The sequence below is a fragment of the Mangrovicoccus algicola genome (assembly GCF_014903745.1).
GTDB classification, from domain to species: Bacteria; Pseudomonadota; Alphaproteobacteria; order Rhodobacterales; family Rhodobacteraceae; genus Mangrovicoccus; species Mangrovicoccus algicola.
Genome location: NZ_JACVXA010000009.1, coordinates 74,892 through 94,285 on the forward strand (window position 1 = coordinate 74,892; position 19,394 = coordinate 94,285).

19 protein-coding genes are annotated in these 19,394 nt (G+C 67.2%); 9 read left to right on the forward strand and 10 right to left on the reverse strand.

Features of this window, described 5'->3' with window-relative positions; translation table 11 throughout:
* Window positions 1–4: 4 nt before the first annotated feature.
* From ICN82_RS04820 to ICN82_RS04850, 7 genes are all read right to left on the reverse strand, one after another.
* Complete coding sequence (locus ICN82_RS04820) at window positions 5–1,609, reverse strand: ABC transporter ATP-binding protein (RefSeq protein WP_193180250.1); 1,605 nt, start codon at window positions 1,607–1,609, stop codon at window positions 5–7.
* On the reverse strand, window positions 1,606–1,908 hold the full coding sequence (locus ICN82_RS04825) for a hypothetical protein (protein WP_193180251.1): 303 nt from the start codon (window positions 1,906–1,908) through the stop codon (window positions 1,606–1,608). Before ICN82_RS04825 ends, ICN82_RS04820 begins: the two co-directional genes overlap by 4 nt.
* Window positions 1,905–3,050, reverse strand: a complete 1,146-nt coding sequence (locus tag ICN82_RS04830; protein WP_226898289.1) for an ABC transporter permease — start codon at window positions 3,048–3,050, stop codon at window positions 1,905–1,907. Before ICN82_RS04830 ends, ICN82_RS04825 begins: the two co-directional genes overlap by 4 nt.
* Window position 3,051: 1 nt before the next feature.
* The gene (locus ICN82_RS04835; RefSeq protein ID WP_193180252.1) at window positions 3,052–4,149 is read right to left on the reverse strand and encodes a microcin C ABC transporter permease YejB; all 1,098 of its coding nucleotides are present in this window, start codon (window positions 4,147–4,149) and stop codon (window positions 3,052–3,054) included.
* A 7-nt stretch (window positions 4,150–4,156) separates the two neighbouring features.
* Entirely contained in the window at window positions 4,157–6,034 is a 1,878-nt protein-coding gene (locus ICN82_RS04840) for an extracellular solute-binding protein (RefSeq protein ID WP_193180253.1), read from the reverse strand.
* 275 nt (window positions 6,035–6,309) lie between these two features.
* Entirely contained in the window at window positions 6,310–7,956 is a 1,647-nt protein-coding gene (gene groL, locus ICN82_RS04845; RefSeq protein ID WP_193180254.1) for a chaperonin GroEL, read from the reverse strand.
* A 58-nt stretch (window positions 7,957–8,014) separates the two neighbouring features.
* Window positions 8,015–8,308 carry a co-chaperone GroES gene (locus ICN82_RS04850; protein ID WP_193180255.1) on the reverse strand — a complete coding sequence of 98 codons (294 nt, stop codon included), beginning with the start codon at window positions 8,306–8,308 and terminating at the stop codon, window positions 8,015–8,017.
* A gap of 364 nt (window positions 8,309–8,672) precedes the next feature.
* Between ICN82_RS04850 and purU the strand changes: the two genes are divergently transcribed.
* From purU to ICN82_RS04895, 9 genes are all read left to right on the forward strand, one after another.
* The gene (gene purU / locus ICN82_RS04855) at window positions 8,673–9,557 is read left to right on the forward strand and encodes a formyltetrahydrofolate deformylase (RefSeq protein WP_193180257.1); all 885 of its coding nucleotides are present in this window, start codon (window positions 8,673–8,675) and stop codon (window positions 9,555–9,557) included.
* 49 nt (window positions 9,558–9,606) lie between these two features.
* Entirely contained in the window at window positions 9,607–10,296 is a 690-nt protein-coding gene (locus ICN82_RS04860) for an SH3 domain-containing protein (RefSeq protein ID WP_193180259.1), read from the forward strand.
* A 96-nt stretch (window positions 10,297–10,392) separates the two neighbouring features.
* Window positions 10,393–11,313, forward strand: a complete 921-nt coding sequence (locus ICN82_RS04865; RefSeq protein WP_193180261.1) for a manganese-dependent inorganic pyrophosphatase — start codon at window positions 10,393–10,395, stop codon at window positions 11,311–11,313.
* A 112-nt stretch (window positions 11,314–11,425) separates the two neighbouring features.
* Entirely contained in the window at window positions 11,426–12,301 is an 876-nt protein-coding gene (locus ICN82_RS04870) for a TIGR01459 family HAD-type hydrolase (protein ID WP_193180263.1), read from the forward strand.
* 68 nt (window positions 12,302–12,369) lie between these two features.
* A complete protein-coding gene (locus ICN82_RS04875; RefSeq protein ID WP_193180265.1) occupies window positions 12,370–12,795 on the forward strand; it encodes a MaoC family dehydratase in 426 nt (141 codons plus the stop codon).
* A gap of 86 nt (window positions 12,796–12,881) precedes the next feature.
* A complete protein-coding gene (locus ICN82_RS04880) occupies window positions 12,882–13,820 on the forward strand; it encodes a bifunctional riboflavin kinase/FAD synthetase (protein WP_193180267.1) in 939 nt (312 codons plus the stop codon).
* 28 nt (window positions 13,821–13,848) lie between these two features.
* Window positions 13,849–14,289 (forward strand): YcgN family cysteine cluster protein, encoded by a 441-nt coding sequence (locus tag ICN82_RS04885; RefSeq protein ID WP_193180269.1) that lies wholly within the window; start codon window positions 13,849–13,851, stop codon window positions 14,287–14,289.
* Between the two features lies 1 nt (window position 14,290).
* Window positions 14,291–15,331: a threonine aldolase family protein gene (locus ICN82_RS04890; RefSeq protein WP_193180271.1), complete on the forward strand. Its 1,041-nt coding sequence runs from the start codon at window positions 14,291–14,293 to the stop codon at window positions 15,329–15,331.
* 129 nt (window positions 15,332–15,460) lie between these two features.
* Window positions 15,461–16,480 carry a ribose-phosphate pyrophosphokinase gene (locus ICN82_RS04895; protein WP_193180273.1) on the forward strand — a complete coding sequence of 340 codons (1,020 nt, stop codon included), beginning with the start codon at window positions 15,461–15,463 and terminating at the stop codon, window positions 16,478–16,480.
* A gap of 178 nt (window positions 16,481–16,658) precedes the next feature.
* Here the strand turns inward: ICN82_RS04895 and atpC are convergent, their stop codons facing one another.
* Genes atpC through ICN82_RS04910 form a run of 3 tightly spaced genes read right to left on the reverse strand, consistent with a single transcriptional unit; the run spans window position 16,659 to window position 19,388 of the window.
* A complete protein-coding gene (atpC, locus tag ICN82_RS04900; protein ID WP_193180275.1) occupies window positions 16,659–17,057 on the reverse strand; it encodes an ATP synthase F1 subunit epsilon in 399 nt (132 codons plus the stop codon).
* 11 nt (window positions 17,058–17,068) lie between these two features.
* Window positions 17,069–18,487 carry a F0F1 ATP synthase subunit beta gene (atpD, locus tag ICN82_RS04905; protein ID WP_193180278.1) on the reverse strand — a complete coding sequence of 473 codons (1,419 nt, stop codon included), beginning with the start codon at window positions 18,485–18,487 and terminating at the stop codon, window positions 17,069–17,071.
* Window positions 18,488–18,512: 25 nt separating this feature from the next.
* Window positions 18,513–19,388 (reverse strand): F0F1 ATP synthase subunit gamma, encoded by an 876-nt coding sequence (locus tag ICN82_RS04910; protein ID WP_193180280.1) that lies wholly within the window; start codon window positions 19,386–19,388, stop codon window positions 18,513–18,515.
* Window positions 19,389–19,394 lie beyond the last annotated feature (6 nt).

Genomic DNA, 19,394 nt, shown 5'->3' on the forward strand with positions numbered 1-19,394 from the left:
GCCCTCAGCTCCCGGCGCCGCGGACGAAGGCCGCCGCCATCAGCGCGCGGGTATAGTCGCTTTCGGGCTGCTCGAAGACCCTGCGGCTGTCGCCCGCCTCGACGATGTCGCCGCGTTTCATCACGATGACCTTGTGGCTCAGCGCGCGCACGACCCGCAGGTCATGGCTGATGAACAGGTAGCCCAGCCGGTACTTGGCCTGCAGCCGCCGCAACAGCTCGACGATCTGGACCTGCACCGTCATGTCCAGCGCCGAGGTCGGCTCGTCCAGCACCACCAGCCGCGGGCGCAGCACCATGGCCCGCGCGATGGCAATGCGCTGGCGCTGACCGCCCGAGAATTCATGCGGATAGCGATGCATCATCGCGGGCGACAGCCCCACCTCGCTCAGCATCTCGGCCACCACCTCCTCGGCCTTGCGGCCGGGTTCGGTGCCGTGCACGCCCAGCCCCTCGCCGATGATCTCGCCGATGGTCATGCGCGGGCTCAGCGATCCGAAGGGATCCTGGAACACGATCTGCATGTCGCGCCGCACCGCGCGCAGCCGCGCGGATTTCCAGCCCTGGATGTCGGTGCCGTCGAACAGGATCGGCCCCTCGGAGGCGACAAGCCGCATCAGCGCCAGCGCCAGCGTGGTCTTGCCCGAGCCGCTTTCGCCGACGATGCCCAGCGTCTCGCCCTGGCGGAGGCTCAGCCGCGCGTCATTGACGGCCTTCACATGGCCCACGGTCTTGCGCAGGAACCCGGCGGTGATCGGGAACCACACGCGCAGGCCGTCGGTCCGCAGGATCTCCTGCGCGTCGGCGGGCACCGGATCGGGCAGGCCCGCGGGTTCGGCCCCCAGCAGCTTGCGCGTATAGGGGTGCTGGGGATCGGCGAAGATCTCGGCGGTGCGGCCCGCCTCGACGATCTCGCCATCCTTCATCACGCAGACCCGGTCGGCAAAGCGGCGCACGATCCCCAGGTCATGGGTGATGAACAGCATCGACAGCCCCTCGCTGCGCTTCAGCTCGGCCAGCAATTCGAGGATCTGCGCCTGGATCGTGACATCGAGCGCGGTCGTCGGTTCATCGGCGATCAGCAGCTCCGGCCCGTTGGCCAGCGCCATGGCGATCATCACCCTCTGGCGCTGCCCGCCGGACAGCTGGTGCGGATAGGCGCCCAGCCGCGAGGCCGGGTCGACGATGCCCACCTTGTCGAGAAGCTCGATGATCCGCGCCCGCGCCGCCTTGCCGGTCAGCCCCTGGTGCAGCGCGAGACTTTCGCCGATCTGCTTTTCCAGCGTGTGCAGCGGATTGAGCGAGGTCATCGGCTCCTGGAAGATGAAGCTGATGTCATTGCCGCGGATCCGGCGCAGCCTGGCCCGGTCGGCGCCGACCATCTCGGCATCCTTGTAGCGCACCGACCCCGAGACGCGGGCATTCTCGCCCAGAAGCGAAACGGTCGACAGCGCCGTGACGGATTTCCCCGAGCCGGATTCTCCCACCAGCGCGACGGTCTCGCCGCGGCCGAGGTCGAAAGAGACGCCCTTGACCGCCTCGTGCAGCTTGCCGTCCTGCGAGAACGCGACGCGAAGGTCGCTGACGGTCAGGATCGTGTCGCGCGTCATTGGCCGATCAGCACCCATGTCAGAAGGAAAATGCACCCGGCCAGCGCCCAGACGGCGGTCTGCACCACCGGCCCCGGCAGCCGCCCGGCGCGCAGGTGCAGGCGCAGCCCGATCCCCGCGCAGAGAAGCGGCAGCATCAGGGCCGCCGCCGCGATTGCCTGGCCGATCCAGGGCGGGGGCGGAAATTCCAGCCCCGCCCGCAGCGTCTCCACCGCCACGGCGAGACAGCCGCCGATGATCGCCAGCGACCCGTACCAGGCCGTCAGCGCCAGCCTGCGTCCGCCCACCGCCCCGGTCACGCGAAGGTCTTCCGCGGATCGAAGGCGTCGCGGACCCCCTCGAAGATGAAGACCAGAAGCGACAGCATGATCGCGAAGGTCAGGAAGGCGGTGATCCCCAGCCAGGGCGCCTGCAGGTTCTGCTTTGCCTGCAGCGTCAATTCCCCCAGCGAGGGCGCCGAGGAGGGCAGCCCGAAGCCCAGGAAATCGAGCGTGGCCAGCCCCCCCACGGTCGAGGTGATGACGAAGGGCAGCATCGTCAGCGTCGCCACCATCGCATTGGGCAGCACGTGGCGCAGCATGATCGTGCCATTCGACACGCCAAGCGCGCGGGCGGCGCGGACATATTCGAAATTGCGCGCGCGCAGGAACTCGGCGCGCACGACGCCCACCAGCGCGGTCCAGCCGAACAGCGTCATCAGCATCACGAGCAGCCAGAAATTCATCTGGAAGATCGCCGCCACGATGATGATGACGTAAAGCAGCGGCGTCTGGCCCCAGATTTCGATCAGCCGCTGGCACACCAGATCCACCCAGCCGCCGAAGAACCCCTGCACCGCGCCCGCGAGAATGCCGATCACCGAGGTCAGCACCGTCACCACCAGCGCGAACAGCACCGACAGGCGGAACCCGTAGATCACCCGGGCCAGCACGTCGCGCGCGGTGTCGTCCGTGCCCAGCCAGTGCTGCGCATCCGGTGCCGAGGGCGCGGTGCCCTGGATGTCGTTGACGGTGTTGTAGCTGTAGGGGATCGGCGGCCACAAAAGCCAGCCGCGATCGACGGGCTCGCCCCCGGCCGTGCCCGCGTCGCGCACCTCGGCGATGGTCGCCTCCGGGTCGTCCCAGCAGGCCTCGGACCCGCCCGCGACGATCAGGCACTGCACCTCGATATCGCGATAGACCGCCTCGGTGCGGAAATCGCCGCCGAAGGCGGTCTCGGGATAGAAGTTGAAGATCGGCGTGTAATAGGCGCCCTGGAACCGCACCAGGATGGGTTTGTCATTGGCCAGGAACTCGGCGAAGAGCGACACGAAGAACAGGATGCCGAAAACCACCAGCGACCAGAAGGCGCGGGAATTGGCGCGGAAGTTGCGCAGCCGCCGCCGGTTCAGCGGCGAGATCCGCGGGCGGCGCGCGGGGACGGGCATGTCGGTCGCGGCCATCTCAGGTCTCCCGGCTCTCGAAATCGATGCGCGGATCGATCCAGACATACATCAGGTCCGACAGGAGCCCCATGACCAGCCCGATCAGGCTGAAGACATAGAGCGTGCCGAAGATCACCGGATAGTCGCGGCTGATCGCGGCCTCGAAGCCCAGCCGCCCCAGCCCGTCGAGCGAGAAGATCGTCTCGATGATCAGCGAGCCGCTGAAGAAGATCGACACGAAGACCGCCGGGAAGGAGGCGATGACGATCAGCATCGCGTTGCGGAAGACATGGCCATACAGCACCCTGCCCTCGCTCAGCCCCTTGGCGCGGGCGGTGACGACATACTGTTTCTTGATCTCGTCGAGAAAGCTGTTCTTGGTCAGCAGCGTCAGCGTCGCGAAGGAGGCGATGGTCGAGGCCAGCACCGGCAGCGCCATGTGCCAGAAGTAATCCGCCACCTTCGCCAGCGGACCCAGATCCTGCCAGTTATCCGACACCACGCCCCTGAGCGGGAACCATTGGAAGAATTCCCCGCCCGCGAAGAAGATCAGCAGCATGATCGCGAACAGGAACCCCGGCACCGCATAGGCCACGATGATCAGCCCCGAGGTCCAGGTGTCGAAGGTCGATCCGTCCTGCACCGCCTTGCGGATGCCCAGCGGGATCGACACCAGATAGGCGATCAGGGTCGACCACAGCCCCAGCGAGATGGAAACCGGCATCTTCTCGATCACCAGATCGACCACCGAGACGGAGCGGAAATAGCTGTCGCCGAAATCGAAGCGCAGGAAATTCCACATCATCATGCCGAAGCGTTTCCAGGCGGGCTGGTCCAGTCCGAACTGGCGTTCGAGCTCCTCGATGAATTCCGGCGGCAGGCCGCGCGCGCCCAGGTACTTGTCGCTGCCCCCGCCGCCCGCATCGGGGGTCATCTGCTGGCCCATGTCGCCCGATCCCGAGATCGCCGACAGGTTGTTGCCCTGCCCGTCCAGCCGGGCGATGATCTGCTCCACCGGCCCGCCCGGGACGAACTGGGTCAGGGCGAAGTTGATCAGCATGATGCCGAACAGCGTCGGCACGATCAGCAGCAGCCGGCGCAGGATGTAGCTTGCCATCGGTCGTCTACCTCAGCACGCCCTTGGCGCGGAGCGCGTCGGCCCCTTCCTGGTCGTACCACCAGAAATCGAACTGCCCCAGCGCCAGCGGCGGCATGGTCTCGGGATGGCCGTACATGTCGTAATGGGCGACGAAGGTCTTGTCGTTGTACCATAGCGGGATGTCGAAGCGGGTATGGCGCAGCGCCCGGTCAACGGTGCGCGTCGCGGTCTTCAGATCATCCAGCGTCTTGGCCTCCAGCACTTCCTGCAGCAGCCGGTCCACCCCCTCGTTGCGCAGCCGCATCAGGTTGCGCGAACTGTCATCGGCGGTGGCCGAGCCGTACCACTGGAACAGCCCCAGCGACGGCTCGAAATCCATGGCGAAGGCCTGGTTGGCCAGGTCGAACGCGCCCGAGCGGCGGCGTTCGACATATTGCGAGGTGTCGACGCGTTCCAGCCGCCCCTGCACGCCCATCAGCTGCAGGTTCTGCAGGAAGGGGTTCACCATCCGGTCATAGGTCGGGTTGGTCTGGATGATCACCAGTTCCAGCGGCTGTCCCTGCGCGTTGCGGCGGATGCCGTCATCGCCGATGGTCCAGCCCGCCTCTTCCAGAAGCTTGCCCGCCTCGCGCAGCGCGCCGCGCGAGATGCGGTTGCTGCCGGGATCATGCGCCTCCGGAACAACCGCCTCCTCGGTGAGGATGTCCGCGTCGAACAGCCCCTCCTCGACCAGCGGCTGCAACAGCGCGCGTTCCCCGTCCGAGGGCGCGCCGGTGGCGGCCAGGTCGGTGCCGAACCAGTAGCTGACCGGCTGGGTATAGAGGTCGTAGAAGATCGTCCGGTTGGTCCATTCGAAGTTGAAGGCCAGCCCGATCGCCTCGCGCACCCGCTTGTCCTGCCATTTCTCGCGGTCGAGATTGAATACCCAGGACAGGCGCGTGCCGACGCTGCCATCGGGGATCTCTTCCTTGATCACCGACCCGTTCTGGATATTGGGGAAGTCGTAGCGCTCGGCCCAGTTCTGCGCCTTATCCTCGATGCGGAACGTGTATTCGCCGGACTTGAACCCCTCGAAGGCGGCATCGGTATCGCCGAAATACTCCACCCGGATGCGGTCGAAATTGTTGCGCCCGCGATTGAGCGGCAGGTCCTCGCCCCAGTAGTCGGGGTTGCGCTTGTAGACCACGCGGCGGTTGAAATCATAGCTGTCCAGCACATAGGGCCCGGTCGACATGAACGGCTCCAGCGTGGACTCGTCCAGCCGCTGCTCGCGCGCCTCGAACCAGGCCTTGGAGAAGACCGGCGTCGTCCCGGCCAGCCCGATGCGGTCGCGGCGGGAGCTGTCGGGCTTGAAGGTGAACTTGATCGTGTGCGGATCGATCACCTCGACGCTTTCATAGAAGCCTTCGACGATGCGGCGGTATTCCGGGATCCCCTGGGTCAGGAACAGGTTCGAGGTGAAGGCGATGTCCTCGGCGGTGACCGGCGTGCCGTCCTGGAAGGTGACGTCGTCGCGCAGGTGGAAGGTCACCCAGGACAGGTCCTCGGGATATTCCAGCGAGGTGCACATCAGGCAATACAGCCCGTAGGGGTCGTCATCGAAGGAGGTCATGATGCGCTCGGTGCCGATCGTGTTCAGCGCCGCGGGCACGCCGGCCATCGCATATTGGTTGAAGCTGTCGAAATTGCCCTGCGCCCAGATCGAGATCTCGCCGCCCTTGGGCGCGTCGGGATTCACGTAGTCCAGATGCTCGAAGCTCTCGGGATATTTCAGCTCGCCGAAATTGGTATAGCCGTAGCTGCGGGTGACGCCCGCCTCCTCCTGCGCGGCCAGCGGTCCCGCCGCGGCCAGCGCCAGGGCCAGCGCCCCGATGCCCCGCCCGGCCCGGCGCCCTTGCAGCATGTTCGGCTCTCGGGCAGCGGCAGCAGGTCGGGATCGCGTCATGGAGGTCTCCGTTCTGGAACGTCTTACCGGGTCGCCCACAGCTAAATGGCCCCGACTCCAAGTTTCAAGCGGCGAATTCCTCCGCTTGCACGATAGTGATGCCCGGCGGGGCGCGGGATGCGAAAAGGGCTGCCCGGAGGCAGCCCTTCGCAAGATCTGGCGGCGAAGATTGGGCGGCGCGTCCCGGGGGACGACCGCCCTGTCTCCGGCCGGTTTCCTTCGGGAAACCGGTCTTACATCATGCCGCCCATGCCGCCCATGTCGGGCATGCCGCCGCCTGCGGGGGCTGCGCCTTCCTTGGCGGGCTTGTCGGCGACCATTGCCTCGGTGGTGATCAGCAGGCCTGCGACCGATGCTGCGTCTTCCAGGGCGGTGCGGACGACTTTCGCCGGGTCGATGACGCCGAACTTGAACATGTCGCCGTACTCTTCGGTCTGCGCGTTGAAGCCGAAGGCCAGGTCGGAGGATTCGCGGACCTTGCCTGCAACCACGGCGCCGTCGACGCCGGCATTCTCGGCGATCTGGCGCAGCGGCGCTTCCAGCGCGCGCTTGACGATGGCGATGCCGGCATTCTGGTCGGCATTGGCGCCGGTCAGGCCTTCGAGAGCCTTGCCACCCTGGACCAGGGCAACGCCGCCGCCGACGACAACGCCTTCCTGCACGGCTGCGCGGGTCGCGTTCAGAGCGTCATCGACGCGGTCCTTGCGCTCTTTCACCTCGACTTCGGTCATGCCGCCGACGCGGATCACGGCAACGCCGCCTGCCAGCTTGGCAACACGTTCCTGCAGCTTCTCGCGGTCGTAGTCCGAGGTGGTTTCCTCGATCTGCGTGCGGATCTGGGCGACGCGCGCCTCGATCTCGGCCTTCTCGCCTGCACCGTCGACGATGGTGGTCTCGTCCTTGGTGATGGAGACTTTCTTCGCCGAGCCGAGCATGTCGATGGTGACATTCTCGAGCTTCATGCCGAGATCTTCCGAGATCACCTGGCCGCCGGTCAGGATCGCGATGTCCTGCAGCATGGCCTTGCGGCGATCGCCGAAGCCCGGTGCCTTGACGGCCGCGATCTTCAGGCCGCCGCGCAGCTTGTTGACCACCAGCGTCGCCAGGGCTTCGCCCTCGACGTCCTCGGCGATGATCAGCAGCGGCTTGCCCGACTGGATGACCGACTCGAGCAGCGGAACCATCGGCTGCAGCGACGAGAGTTTCTTCTCGTGCAGCAGGATGATGCAGTCCTCGAGCTCCGCGATCATCTTGTCCGCGTTGGTCACGAAGTAGGGCGACAGGTAGCCGCGATCGAACTGCATGCCCTCGACCACGTCGGTCTCGGTGATCAGGCCCTTGTTCTCTTCGACGGTGATGACGCCGTCATTGCCGACCTTCTGCATCGCGTCGGCGATCTGACGGCCGATCTCGGCCTCGCCATTCGCGGAGATGGTGCCGACCTGGGCGACTTCGTCGCTGTCGGTGACGTCGCGCGCGGCCGCCTTGATGGCCTCGACGACTTTCAGCGTGGCCAGGTCGATGCCGCGCTTGAGGTCCATCGGGTTCATGCCCGCTGCGACCGACTTCATGCCTTCCTTGACGATGGCCTGGGCCAGCACGGTGGCGGTGGTGGTGCCGTCGCCTGCTTCGTCATTGGTGCGCGAAGCGACTTCGCGGACCATCTGGGCACCCATGTTCTCGAACTTGTCTTCCAGTTCGATTTCCTTCGCCACGGACACGCCGTCCTTGGTGATGCGCGGGGCGCCGAAGGATTTGTCGAGAACGACGTTGCGGCCTTTCGGGCCCAAGGTCACCTTCACCGCGTCGGCGAGGATGTTGACACCCTTCAGCATGCGGTTGCGCGCGTCGGTGTTGAACTTGACGTCTTTAGCAGCCATTGGAGGTCACTCCGTTTGGATGTTTCGGTACGGGGGAAAGGTCTCAGGCAGAGGCCGCTCAGGCGGCTTCGGTGATGCCGAGAATGTCGCTTTCCTTCATGATCAGCAGCTCTTCGCCCTCGATCGTGACTTCGGTGCCGGACCACTTGCCGAACAGCACCTTGTCGCCGGCTTTCACGGACATCGCGATCAGCTCGCCGGAATCCTTGCGGGCGCCTTCGCCGCAGGCGACGATCAGGCCCTCGGCGGGCTTCTCTTTCGCGCTGTCGGGGATGATCAGGCCACCTTTGGTTTTCTCTTCGCTCTCGACACGCTTGACGAGAACACGGTCATGCAGCGGCTTGAATGCCATCTCTGACTCTCCTGTCTCAGAGTTCTGTGACGCTCTTAGCACTCGCTTGGAGTGAGTGCCAACACGGCCGAGGTAGTCATCCCGGATGCCGGGTGTCAAGGGCCGCAACAGGCAAAATTTTCGCCTTTCGGGTTTTCCGCCATGCCGCCCCGGAGACCGTCCGCCTCAGGTGGGAACCCGGCGGGATCCGCGCAACCCGATGCCGCCGCGGCCGGCGGATCGTCGCCTGCCTGCCCTGCCGGGACCGCCGCATCGGCGCCGCGCGGAGTGCGGGGGCTGCGCGACATGAGGGGCGCCCGGATTGGCTATGGCAGCCTGCGCCGGAACGGGGTAACCGGGGCCAGTTCCCGCCGGAGGCCTGCCCATGTCCGAATTCGTCGTTACCGTCACCTGCCCCTCGCGCCGCGGCATCGTCGCCGCCATCGCGGGTTTCCTAGCCGCGCAGGGCTGCAACATCACCGACAGCGCCCAGTTCGACGACCCGGAAACGGCCCGGTTCTTCATGCGCGTCAGCTTCGCCTCGGAAACCGGGGCCGGGCTGGACGCGCTGCGCGCGGCCTTCGCCCCGGTCGCCGCCGAATTCGGCATGCAGGCCAGCTTCTTCGACAGCGCCGAGCGGGCCAACATGCTGGTGATGGTCAGCCGTTTCGGCCACTGCCTCAACGACCTGCTCTACCGCTGGCGGATCGGCGCGCTGCCGGTGAACATCGTCGGGGTGATCTCGAATCACATGGACTACCAGAAGCTGGTGGTGAACCACGACATTCCCTTCCACCATGTCGAGGTCACGCGCGAGAACAAGCCCGAGGCCGAGGCGCAGATCATGCGCATCATCGAGCGCAGCGAGACCGACCTGGTGGTCCTGGCGCGCTACATGCAGATCCTCTCGGACCAGATGTGCCAGCAGATGTCGGGGCGGATCATCAACATCCACCATTCCTTCCTGCCCAGCTTCAAGGGCGCCAATCCCTACAAGCAGGCCTTCGAGCGCGGGGTCAAGCTGATCGGCGCGACGGCGCATTACGTCACCGCCGATCTCGACGAGGGCCCGATCATCGAACAGGACACGGTGCGGGTCAGCCACGCCCAGTCGGCGGCGGATTACGTCAGCCTCGGGCGCGACGTGGAGGCCCAGGTCCTGGCCCGCGCGGTGCATGCCCATATCAACCGCCGCGTCTTTCCCAACGGCAACAAGACGGTGGTCTTTCCCGCCAGCCCCGGGGGCTATGCCTCCGAGCGGATGGGCTGAGCCCGGGACCGTCAGCGGTTTCTTAATCCCGCGGGCATAGCCCTCGGGAATGATCCGCCGGCTCCTGCTCTTCTTCGCGCTGCTGCTGCCACTGCCCGCCCCCGCCCAGGACGGGCCCGAAGGCGCGGTGATCGTGCGGCCGGTGCAGATCGCCCTGCGCGGCGGGCCGGGCGCGACCTATCCCACCGTCGCCACCGTCTACAAGGGCGACCGGCTGGCCGTGCTGGAGCGCCGCCGCGGCTGGCTGCGGGTGCTGGTGCCGCGCGGCGGCATCCAGGTCGAGGGCTGGCTGAACGCCGCCTTCGCCGAAGAGGCGACGCGGGACCGGCCCCGGGAACCCGGCGACTGGCCGGGCCCCGGCCACGGACAGGGCGGATGGCCCCCCGGCGGACGCGATCCGCCCCGCCCCGGCAGACACTACGGCGGACATGGGGCGATCGAGGCCCTGCCCGGCCCGGTCTTCTGCGCCCGGCGGCGCGACGGCCCCGCCTGCGAGGCGCAGATCACCGTGCTTGCCGACAGGGCCGCGGGCGGCGCCCGCATCGCCTGCGGCGCGGTGCTGGCCTGGCGCGACGGCCGGGACGGCCCGGTGCGCAGAACGCGCCAGGAGATCTGGCTGGACCTGCCTGTCGCGACCGGACGCGGCGGCACGCGGATCACGCTGGGCTTCGACCTGCCACCCTCCGCCGGGCTGCCGCGCGATGCCGTCCTGGCCCGGCTGGACTGCCGCTGGCACTGAGCCCGGTGCCGCGCTGCGGCGAGGCGTCCCTCTTCACGGCGGCCCCCGCCCGGTATACAGGGCGGGCTGAATTCACCCGCGTCCAGGGAGGTCGCCATGACCATCAAAGTATTCGGCCATCTGGCCCCCGATACCGATTCCACCGGCTCGCCGCTGATCTGGGCCTGGTACCTCTCCGAGGTCTCGGGAACCCCGGCGGAGGCCCGCCTGCTGGGCGAACCGAATACCGAAGCCGCCTTCATGCTGGAAAAATGGGGCTTTGCGAAACCCGCCCTGCTGGAGAGCGTCTCCGAGAAGGAGCCAGTCGTGATCGTGGACACCAACAACCCCGCCGAACTGCCCGAGGGCATCAACGGGGCCGATATCCGCGCGATCATCGACCATCACAAGCTGGTCGGCGGGATCGAGACCCGCGGTCCGATCGACATCACCATCCGCCCGCTGGCCTGCACCGCCACCATCATGCATGACCTGATGGGCGAGGATGCCGCGAAGATGCCCGACCAGATCAAGGGCGCGATGCTCAGCTGCATCCTGTCGGACACGATGGAATTCCGCAGCCCCACCACGACCCAGACCGACAAGGACCTGGCGCAGTCGCTGGCGGCGGAGCTGAACATCTCCATCCCCGACTATGCCGCCGAGATGTTCGCCGCGAAATCCGACATCTCGCATTTCTCCGATGCGGAACTGCTGCGCATGGATTCCAAGAAATACGAGGTCGGCGGCACCAGCTTCCGCGTCTCGGTGCTGGAAACCACCTCGCCGGGCATCCCGCTGGGCCGCAAGGCATCGCTGATGCGCACGATGACCGAGGTCGCGGCCGAGGACGGGGTCGACCATGTCCTTCTGTTCGTCATCGACATCCTGAAGGAAGAGGCGACGCTGCTGGTGCCCAACGACACGGTGAAGACCCTCGCCGAGAAAAGCTTCGGCGCCACCGTCGCGGGCGACACCGTGGTCCTGCCCGGCATCATGTCGCGCAAGAAGCAGATCATCCCCGCTCTGGCGCTCTGAGCCGCAGCGATCGCAGGATACGGGGGGCGCCGGGGGCGCCCCTTTCCATGTCTGGCCGCGCCCCCGCCCCCGCGCTAGGTCTCGGGCAGGACCGAACCCACAGGAGAGCCGCATGACCCGGACCATTTCCGCCCTTGCCGAGATCGGCGCGCAGTACGACGCCGTGCTATGCGACCTCTGGGGCTGCCTGCACAACGGCATCGCCGCCTTCCCCGAGGCGGTCGCCGCGCTGCAGGACTACCGTGCCAAGGGCGGCAAGGTGCTGTTGCTGACCAATTCGCCGCGGCCGAAGTCGCAGGTCATCCTGCAGCTCGACCAGCTGGGGGTGCCGCGCGATGCCTGGGACGAGGTGGCCACCTCGGGCGATGCGGCGCAGGCGGCGATGATGGCGGGACAGTTCGGCACCAGGGTCCACCATATCGGCCCCGAGCGCGACCTGCCCTTCTTCACCGAGATGGAGCCCGACATCCGCGCGGAAACCCGCATCGAGCGCGTGACCCTGGAAGAGGCCGAGGGCATCGTCTGCACCGGCCTGGACGACGACGCTGCCGAGACGCCCGAGGATTACAAGGGCCGGCTGATGCTGGCCAAGCAGGCGGGGCTGCCGCTTCTCTGCGCCAATCCCGACGTGGTCGTCGATCGCGGCGAGGAACGGATCTACTGCGCCGGGGCGATCGCGGAACTCTACACCGCGCTCGGCGGCAAGTCCTATTATTTCGGCAAGCCGCATCCGCCGATCTACGACCTGGCGCGGCGGCGGCTGGTCGCCCTGGGCGACATCCCGAAGGAGCGCGTCCTGGTGATCGGCGACGGCCCGGCCACCGACGTGAAGGGCGGCATCGCCGAGGAATACGACACGCTTTTCGTCACCGGCGGACTGGCGGCCGCCCAGACGGGCACCGAAACGGATCCCGATCCGGGCAAGCTGGCGGCCTATCTCGAGGCCGAGGGGCTGTCCCCCAGCCACGCGATCGGCCGCCTGCGCTGATCGCCCCCGTTGCAGCGCGCGCCGCGCTGGCCTAGCCCTGTAGCCGAGCAAGCCAAGGAGACGCCGCGATGACCACCGGCACCGTCCATCTCGAAGACCTGACCATCGGCATGAGCCGCAGCCTGACCAAGCGCGTCACGCCGGAGCTGGTGGAAAAATTCGCCGATGTCTCCGAGGACCGCAACCCGATCCACCTGGACGAGGCGGCGGGCAAGGCGTCGATCTTCGGCGAACGCATCGCCCATGGCATGCTCTCGGCGATCCTCTTCTCGGCGCTTCTGGGCGAGCGCCTGCCCGGGCACGGGACCATCTACCTGGGCCAGACCCTGAAATTCCTGGCCCCGGTGAAGATCGGGGAGGAGGTCACCGCCACCGTCACCGTGCGCGAGATCCAGGCGGAGAAAAAGCGCGTGATCCTGGACTGCACCGCCGAAGTCGCCGGAAAGACGGTGATCGCGGGCGAGGCGACGGTGATCGCGCCCAGCCGCGGCTGACGCCTCCCTGCCACAGGCCCGCCTGCACGCGCGGCGACGCGGCCTGTCGCTTGAATCGGCCCTCCACCGGGAGTAAGCGACCGGCCATGCGGATCCTGCAGACTTTCCAAGACCTGAGCGACGGGGATCGCGGCGCCAGTGCCGCGATCGGCAATTTCGACGGCGTCCATCTGGGCCACCGGAAGGTGATCGACCTGGCGCGCCAGGCCGGGCGGGCCATCGGCGCGCCGCTGGGCGTGGTCACGTTCGAGCCGCATCCGCGCGAGGTCTTCGCCCCCGACGCCCCGCCCTTCCGGCTGATGAATGCCGAGGCCAAGGCCAGCCGCCTGGCCAAGATCGGGGTGGACCGGCTGTACCAGCTGGGTTTCACCCCGGCGCTGGCGGCGCTGTCGGCCGAGGAATTCGCCCGCGACGTCCTGGCCGGCGGGCTGGGGCTGCGCCATGTCGTGGTCGGCGCCGATTTCCGCTTCGGGCGCGGCCGCGAGGGCGATGTCGCCATGCTGGACCGGCTGGGGCGCGCCCATGGCTATGCCACCACCGTCGCGCCGCTGCTGGCCGCCGAGACCCGCGCCGTGTCCTCCACCGCGATCCGTGCCGCCCTGGCGGAAGGGCAGACCAAGGCGGCGCGGGCCATGCTGGGCCACTGGCACCGGATCGAGGGGCCGGTGATCCATGGCGAGAAGCGCGGCCGCGAGCTGGGCTATCCGACGGCCAACATGTCGCTCGACGGGCTGCACCTGCCGCGGCTGGGGGTCTATGCCGTTCTGGTCGACGTGATCTCGGGTCCCGGCACCGGCCGGTATCATGGCGTGGCCAGCCTTGGCGTGCGGCCCATGTTCGGCGAGAATGCCCCCAACCTGGAAACCCATATCTTCGGCTTCGACGGCGACCTCTACGGGCGGCACATCTCGGTGGCGCTGGTCGAATGGCTGCGCGGCGAGCAGAAATTCGACGGGCTCGAGGCGCTGATCGCCCAGATGGACCGCGACAGCGACGCCGCGCGCGGCATCCTTGCCGCGCTCTGACTCACCCTCCGCAACCGGGAGACACGGGATGCGACCTGAATTCTGGAAGACCGTTCCGCCCGCGAAGATGACCCGCGAGGAATGGGAGGCGCTGTGCGACGGCTGCGGCAAGTGCTGCCTGAACAAGCTGGAGGATGCCGATACCGGCGAGGTGGCCTTCACCCGCGTCGCCTGCAGGCTGCTGGATGACGAGACCTGCCTGTGCTCGAAATACGAGATCCGCAAGCAGATCGTGCCGGAATGCGTGGTGCTGACCCCCGGCCAGCTGAAGGACGTGGCCTATTGGCTGCCCTCCACCTGCGCCTATCGCCTGGTGCATCTGGGCCGCCCCCTGCCCGAGTGGCACTACCTCGTCTCCGGCTCCCGCCAGACCGTCCATGAGAGGGGCATGTCGGTTCAGGGCTGGACCGTGCCCGAATACGAGGTCGACGAGGACGACTGGGAAGACCACATCATCGAGGATCTCTGAGATGCAGTTCGCCTCCGACAATGCCGGGCCCGTCCATCCGCGGGTCATGGACGCGCTGATGCGCGCCAATGAGGGCCATGCCCCCAGCTACGGCGCCGATGCCTTCACCGGCCGCGCCGTCGAGGCGCTGCGCGCCACCCTGGAGGCGCAGGCCGCAGAGGTCTTCCTCGTGGCCACGGGCACGGCGGCCAATGCGCTGCTCCTCGCCGCCATGACCGCGCCCTGGGAAACCGTGTTCTGCGCGCGGACCGCTCATATCGAGGAGGATGAATGCGGCGCGCCGGAATTCTATTCCGGCGGCGCCAAGCTGACCCTGCTGGAGGCGCCCGACGGCAAGATCGCGCCGCAGACGCTGGAGGCGGCCCTGCGCGAGGCGGCAGGCCGCGGCGTCCACCAGGTGCAGCCGGGACCGGTCAGCCTGACCCAGGTGACCGAGAAGGGGACGCTCTACTCGCTCGACGAATTGCGGGCGCTCTGCGACATCGCCCATGCCCATGGGCGCCGGGTCCACATGGACGGGGCGCGCTTCGCCAATGCGGTGGCGGCGCTGGGATGCAGCCCGGCCGAGGCCAGCTGGCGCGCGGGGGTGGATGCGCTGAGCTTCGGCGGCACAAAGAACGGGCTCATGGGCGCGGAGGCGGCGGTAATCTTCGATCCCGCCCTCGCCCGCGATCTCGCCTTCCGGCGCAAGCGCGGCGCGCATCTCTTCTCCAAGCATCGCTACCTGGCCGCCCAGATCGGCGCGGCCCTGGAAGACGGGCTGTGGCTGCAGATGGCAGGGGCGGCAAATGCCGCGGCCGCGCGGCTGGAGGCCGGGCTGGCAGCCACCGGCAAGGTCGAGATGCTGCACCCGCGCGAGGCCAATATCCTCTTCGCCGCCTGGCCCCGCGCGATCCATCAGCGGCTGAAGGCGGCGGGCGCGGCCTATCACCTTTCCGGCGACCTGCGGGAGGGAGATCCCGCCGAAATGCTGCCCGCGCGGCTGGTCTGCGACTGGTCCGCCCGCCCCGCCGATACCGATGCCTTCCTCGCGCTCTTCTGACGCGGGGTCCGGACCATGCCGGGTGTTGCAATCCCGTCCCGGCCCCCCTGCCCGCTTTGACTTTGCCCGGCGCGGTGGTAACCCACGCGCGACCGAATCCGTACCGTCCCGACTGCCAAGGACCCTCCCATGCCGATCAGCAACGAACCGAAGATCATAGCAGGCAACGCCAACAAGCGGCTGGCCAATGCCGTGGCGCGCCGCATGTCCATGCATCGCGGCATGAATGTCGACCTGGTCGATGCCCGCGTCGAGCGGTTCAACGACGGCGAGATCTTCGTCGAGGTGTTCGAGAATGTCCGCGGCGAGGATGTCTATATCCTGCAGCCGACCTCGCGCCCGGCCAATGACAACCTGATGGAACTGCTGATCATCGCCGATGCGCTGCGCCGTTCCTCCGCATCGCGCATCACCGCCGTGATCCCCTATTTCGGCTATGCCCGCCAGGACCGCCGCACCAAGTCGCGCACGCCGATCTCGGCCAAGCTGGTCGCCAACATGCTGACCGAGGCGGGCGTGTCGCGGATCGTGACGATGGACCTGCATGCCGCGCAGATCCAGGGGTTCTTCGACATCCCGGTGGACAACCTCTATGCCGCGCCGCTCTTCGCGCTGGACATCATGGAGAACTTCCGCGACGGGCTCGAGGACATCACCGTCGTGTCGCCGGATGTGGGCGGCGTCGCGCGGGCGCGCGAACTGGCCACGCGCATCGGCGCGCCTCTCTCGATCGTGGACAAGCGGCGCGAGAAGGCCGGGGAAGTCGCCGAGATGACCGTGATCGGCGACGTCCAGGACCAGATCTGCATCATCGTCGACGACATGTGCGACACCGCCGGCACGCTGTGCAAGGCGGCCGAGGTTCTGCTGGAGGCCGGGGCGCGCGAGGTCCATGCCTATACGTCCCACGGCGTCCTATCGGGCCCCGCGGTGGAGCGCGTGACCAATTCCAAGCTGAAGAGCCTGGTCATCACCGACTCGATCGAGCCGACCCAGGCCGTGCTGAACACGCCCAATATCCGCGTGGTGCCCACCGCCCCGCTCTTTGCCCAGGCCATCCTGAACACCTGGAACGGCACGTCGATCTCGTCGCTGATCGACACCAAGACGCTGGGTCCGATCTACGAGGGCCTCTACGGCCAGCACTGAACCGGCGGGGCCCGCGACCGGCGGGCATCCGGACGAAAAAGCTCCGGAACCCGCAGGGGTTCCGGAGCTGTCGCTATCGGAAAAGTCCTTGGCGACCTGATAGGGGCGAACCGTCACCGTTTCATGAACGCGGCCCCGCCGCGATGAAAGAAAGCCCCGCCGAAGCGGGGCTTTTTCGTTACTGCATGTTCTCGAGGAGATGCACGAAGTCATAGACCAGCTCGGTGGCGATGTCCCTTTCGGGACCTTTCGCCGCCTCGGCCTCGGTCCTGGCATCCGCCAGCATCTTCTCCAGCGCCGCGCGGGCCTCGTCGCCCTTCTCGAAGGCGCGCTCCGCCAGGACGGTCACGTTGCCGGCGGTGATCTCGGCGAATCCGCCGACCACGGCGAATTCCAGGACGTTCCCGTCGACCGTCACCCGGGCCATGCCCGGGCGCAGCGTCGTGATCATGGGCCAGTGACCGGCCATCGCGGTCAGGTCGCCTTCCGATCCCGGCAGCTGGACCGCGCTCGCCTGGAACGAAGCCAGGCTCCGTTCCGGCGAGACAAGGTCGAACTGGAAGGTTTCAGCAGCCATTCATCCGATCCTTACGCGGCTTCCGCGGCCATCTTCTCGGCCTTGGCGATCACCTCGTCGATGCCGCCGACCATGTAGAAGGCAGCCTCCGGCAGGTGGTCGTATTCGCCGGCCACGACGGCCTTGAACGACTTGATCGTGTCTTCCAGCGGGACCTGGACGCCGTCCGAGCCGGTGAAGACCTTCGCCACGTCGAAAGGCTGCGACAGGAAACGCTGGATCTTCCGCGCGCGGGCCACGGTCAGCTTGTCCTCCTCGCTGAGCTCGTCCATGCCGAGGATCGCGATGATGTCCTGAAGCGACTTGTAGCGCTGCAGGATGCCCTGGACGTCACGGGCGACCTGGTAGTGCTCCTCGCCGATCACCAGCGGGTCCATCAGGCGCGAGGTGGAGTCGAGCGGGTCGACGGCCGGGTAGATGCCCAGTTCCGAGATCGCGCGGTTCAGAACTGTGGTTGCGTCGAGGTGGGCGAAGGTCGTGGCGGGCGCGGGGTCGGTGAGGTCGTCGGCCGGAACGTAGACGGCCTGGATCGAGGTGATCGAGCCGTTCTTCGTGGAGGTGATGCGTTCCTGCATCGCGCCCATGTCGGTGGCCAGCGTCGGCTGGTAGCCCACGGCCGACGGAATGCGGCCCAGAAGCGCCGACATCTCGGAACCCGCCTGGGTGAAGCGGAAGATGTTGTCGACGAAGAACAGGACATCCGTGCCGGTGGCGTCACGGAACTGCTCGGCCAGGGTCAGGCCGGTCAGGGCGACCCGGGCGCGGGCGCCGGGCGGTTCGTTCATCTGGCCATAGACCAGGGCGATCTTGGACTCCGGGAGGTTGTCCGGGGTGAGGACGCCCGACTCGATCATCTCGTGATACAGGTCGTTGCCCTCGCGGGTCCGTTCTCCGACGCCGGCGAAAACCGACAGGCCCGAATGCACCTTGGCGATGTTGTTGATCAGCTCCTGGATCAGAACCGTCTTGCCCACGCCGGCGCCGCCGAACAGGCCGATCTTGCCGCCCTTGGAATAGGGGGCGAGAAGGTCGATGACCTTGATGCCGGTGACGAGGATCTCCGCCTCGGTCGCCTGATCCGCGAAATCCGGGGCCGTCGCGTGGATCGGGCGGGTCTCGTCGGTCTCGACCGGGCCCTTCTCGTCGACCGGCTCGCCGATGACGTTCAGGATGCGGCCCAGCGTGGCGGTGCCGACCGGAACCGAGATCGGCTTGCCGGTATCCTCGACCTGCTGGCCGCGCACCAGACCTTCGGTGGCGTCCATCGCGATGCAGCGGACGGTGCCTTCGCCGAGATGCTGGGCGACTTCGAGAACCAGCCGCTTGCCGTTGTTCTCGGTGGTGATCGCGTTCAGGATCGCCGGCAGGTGATCGTCGAACTGAACGTCGACCACGGCGCCGATGACCTGGGTAACTTTGCCGATTGCCATTGTTGTGTGTCTCCGGTTCGTTCGGTCAGAGCGCCTCGGCGCCCGAAATGATTTCGATCAGCTCGCTGGTGATGACGGCCTGGCGGGTGCGGTTGTACTCGATCGACAGCTTGTCGATCATGTCGCCCGCATTCCGGGTGGCATTGTCCATCGCCGACATCCGCGCGCCCTGTTCCGAGGCCGCGTTCTCCAGCAGAGCCGCGAAGATCTGCGTGGCGACCCCGCGCGGCAGCAGTTCGGCCAGGATGGCCTCTTCGCCGGGCTCGTACTCGTAGAGCGTCGAGGCCGACGTATCCGGAGCCGCCTCGATGGCGGCCGGGATCACCTGCTGGGCGGTGGGCTTCTGGCTGATCACGCTGAGGAACTGCGCGTAGAAGATCGTCGCCACGTCGAATTCGCCCGCGCCGAAACGGCCGAGCAGGTCCTTGGCGACGGAGGCCGCATCGGCATAGCCGAGCTTCGTCACCGCGGACATGTCGACATGACCGACCATCAGGCTGCCATAGTCGCGGCGCAGCTGTTCGCGGCCCTTCTTGCCGACGGTGAGGATCTTCACCGTCTTGCCTTCGCGCTTCAGCGCCTCGATCCGCGTCTTCGCGAGCTTGACGATCGAGGAGTTGAACCCGCCGCAGAGCCCGCGTTCGGAGGTCATGACGACGAGCATGTGCACGTCATCCTTGCCGGTGCCCTTGAGCAGGAGCGGCGCGTTGTCCGCGCCGCCCGCCGATGCTGCCAGCTGGCCGAGCACCGCGTTGAACCGCTCCGTGTAGGGGCGGGCCGCTTCGGCACTCTCCTGCGCGCGGCGAAGCTTCGCCGCGGCCACCATCTGCATGGCCTTCGTGATCTTCCGGGTCGATTTGACCGAGGAGATCCGGTTCTTCAGATCCTTGAGGCTTGGCATAGGTCC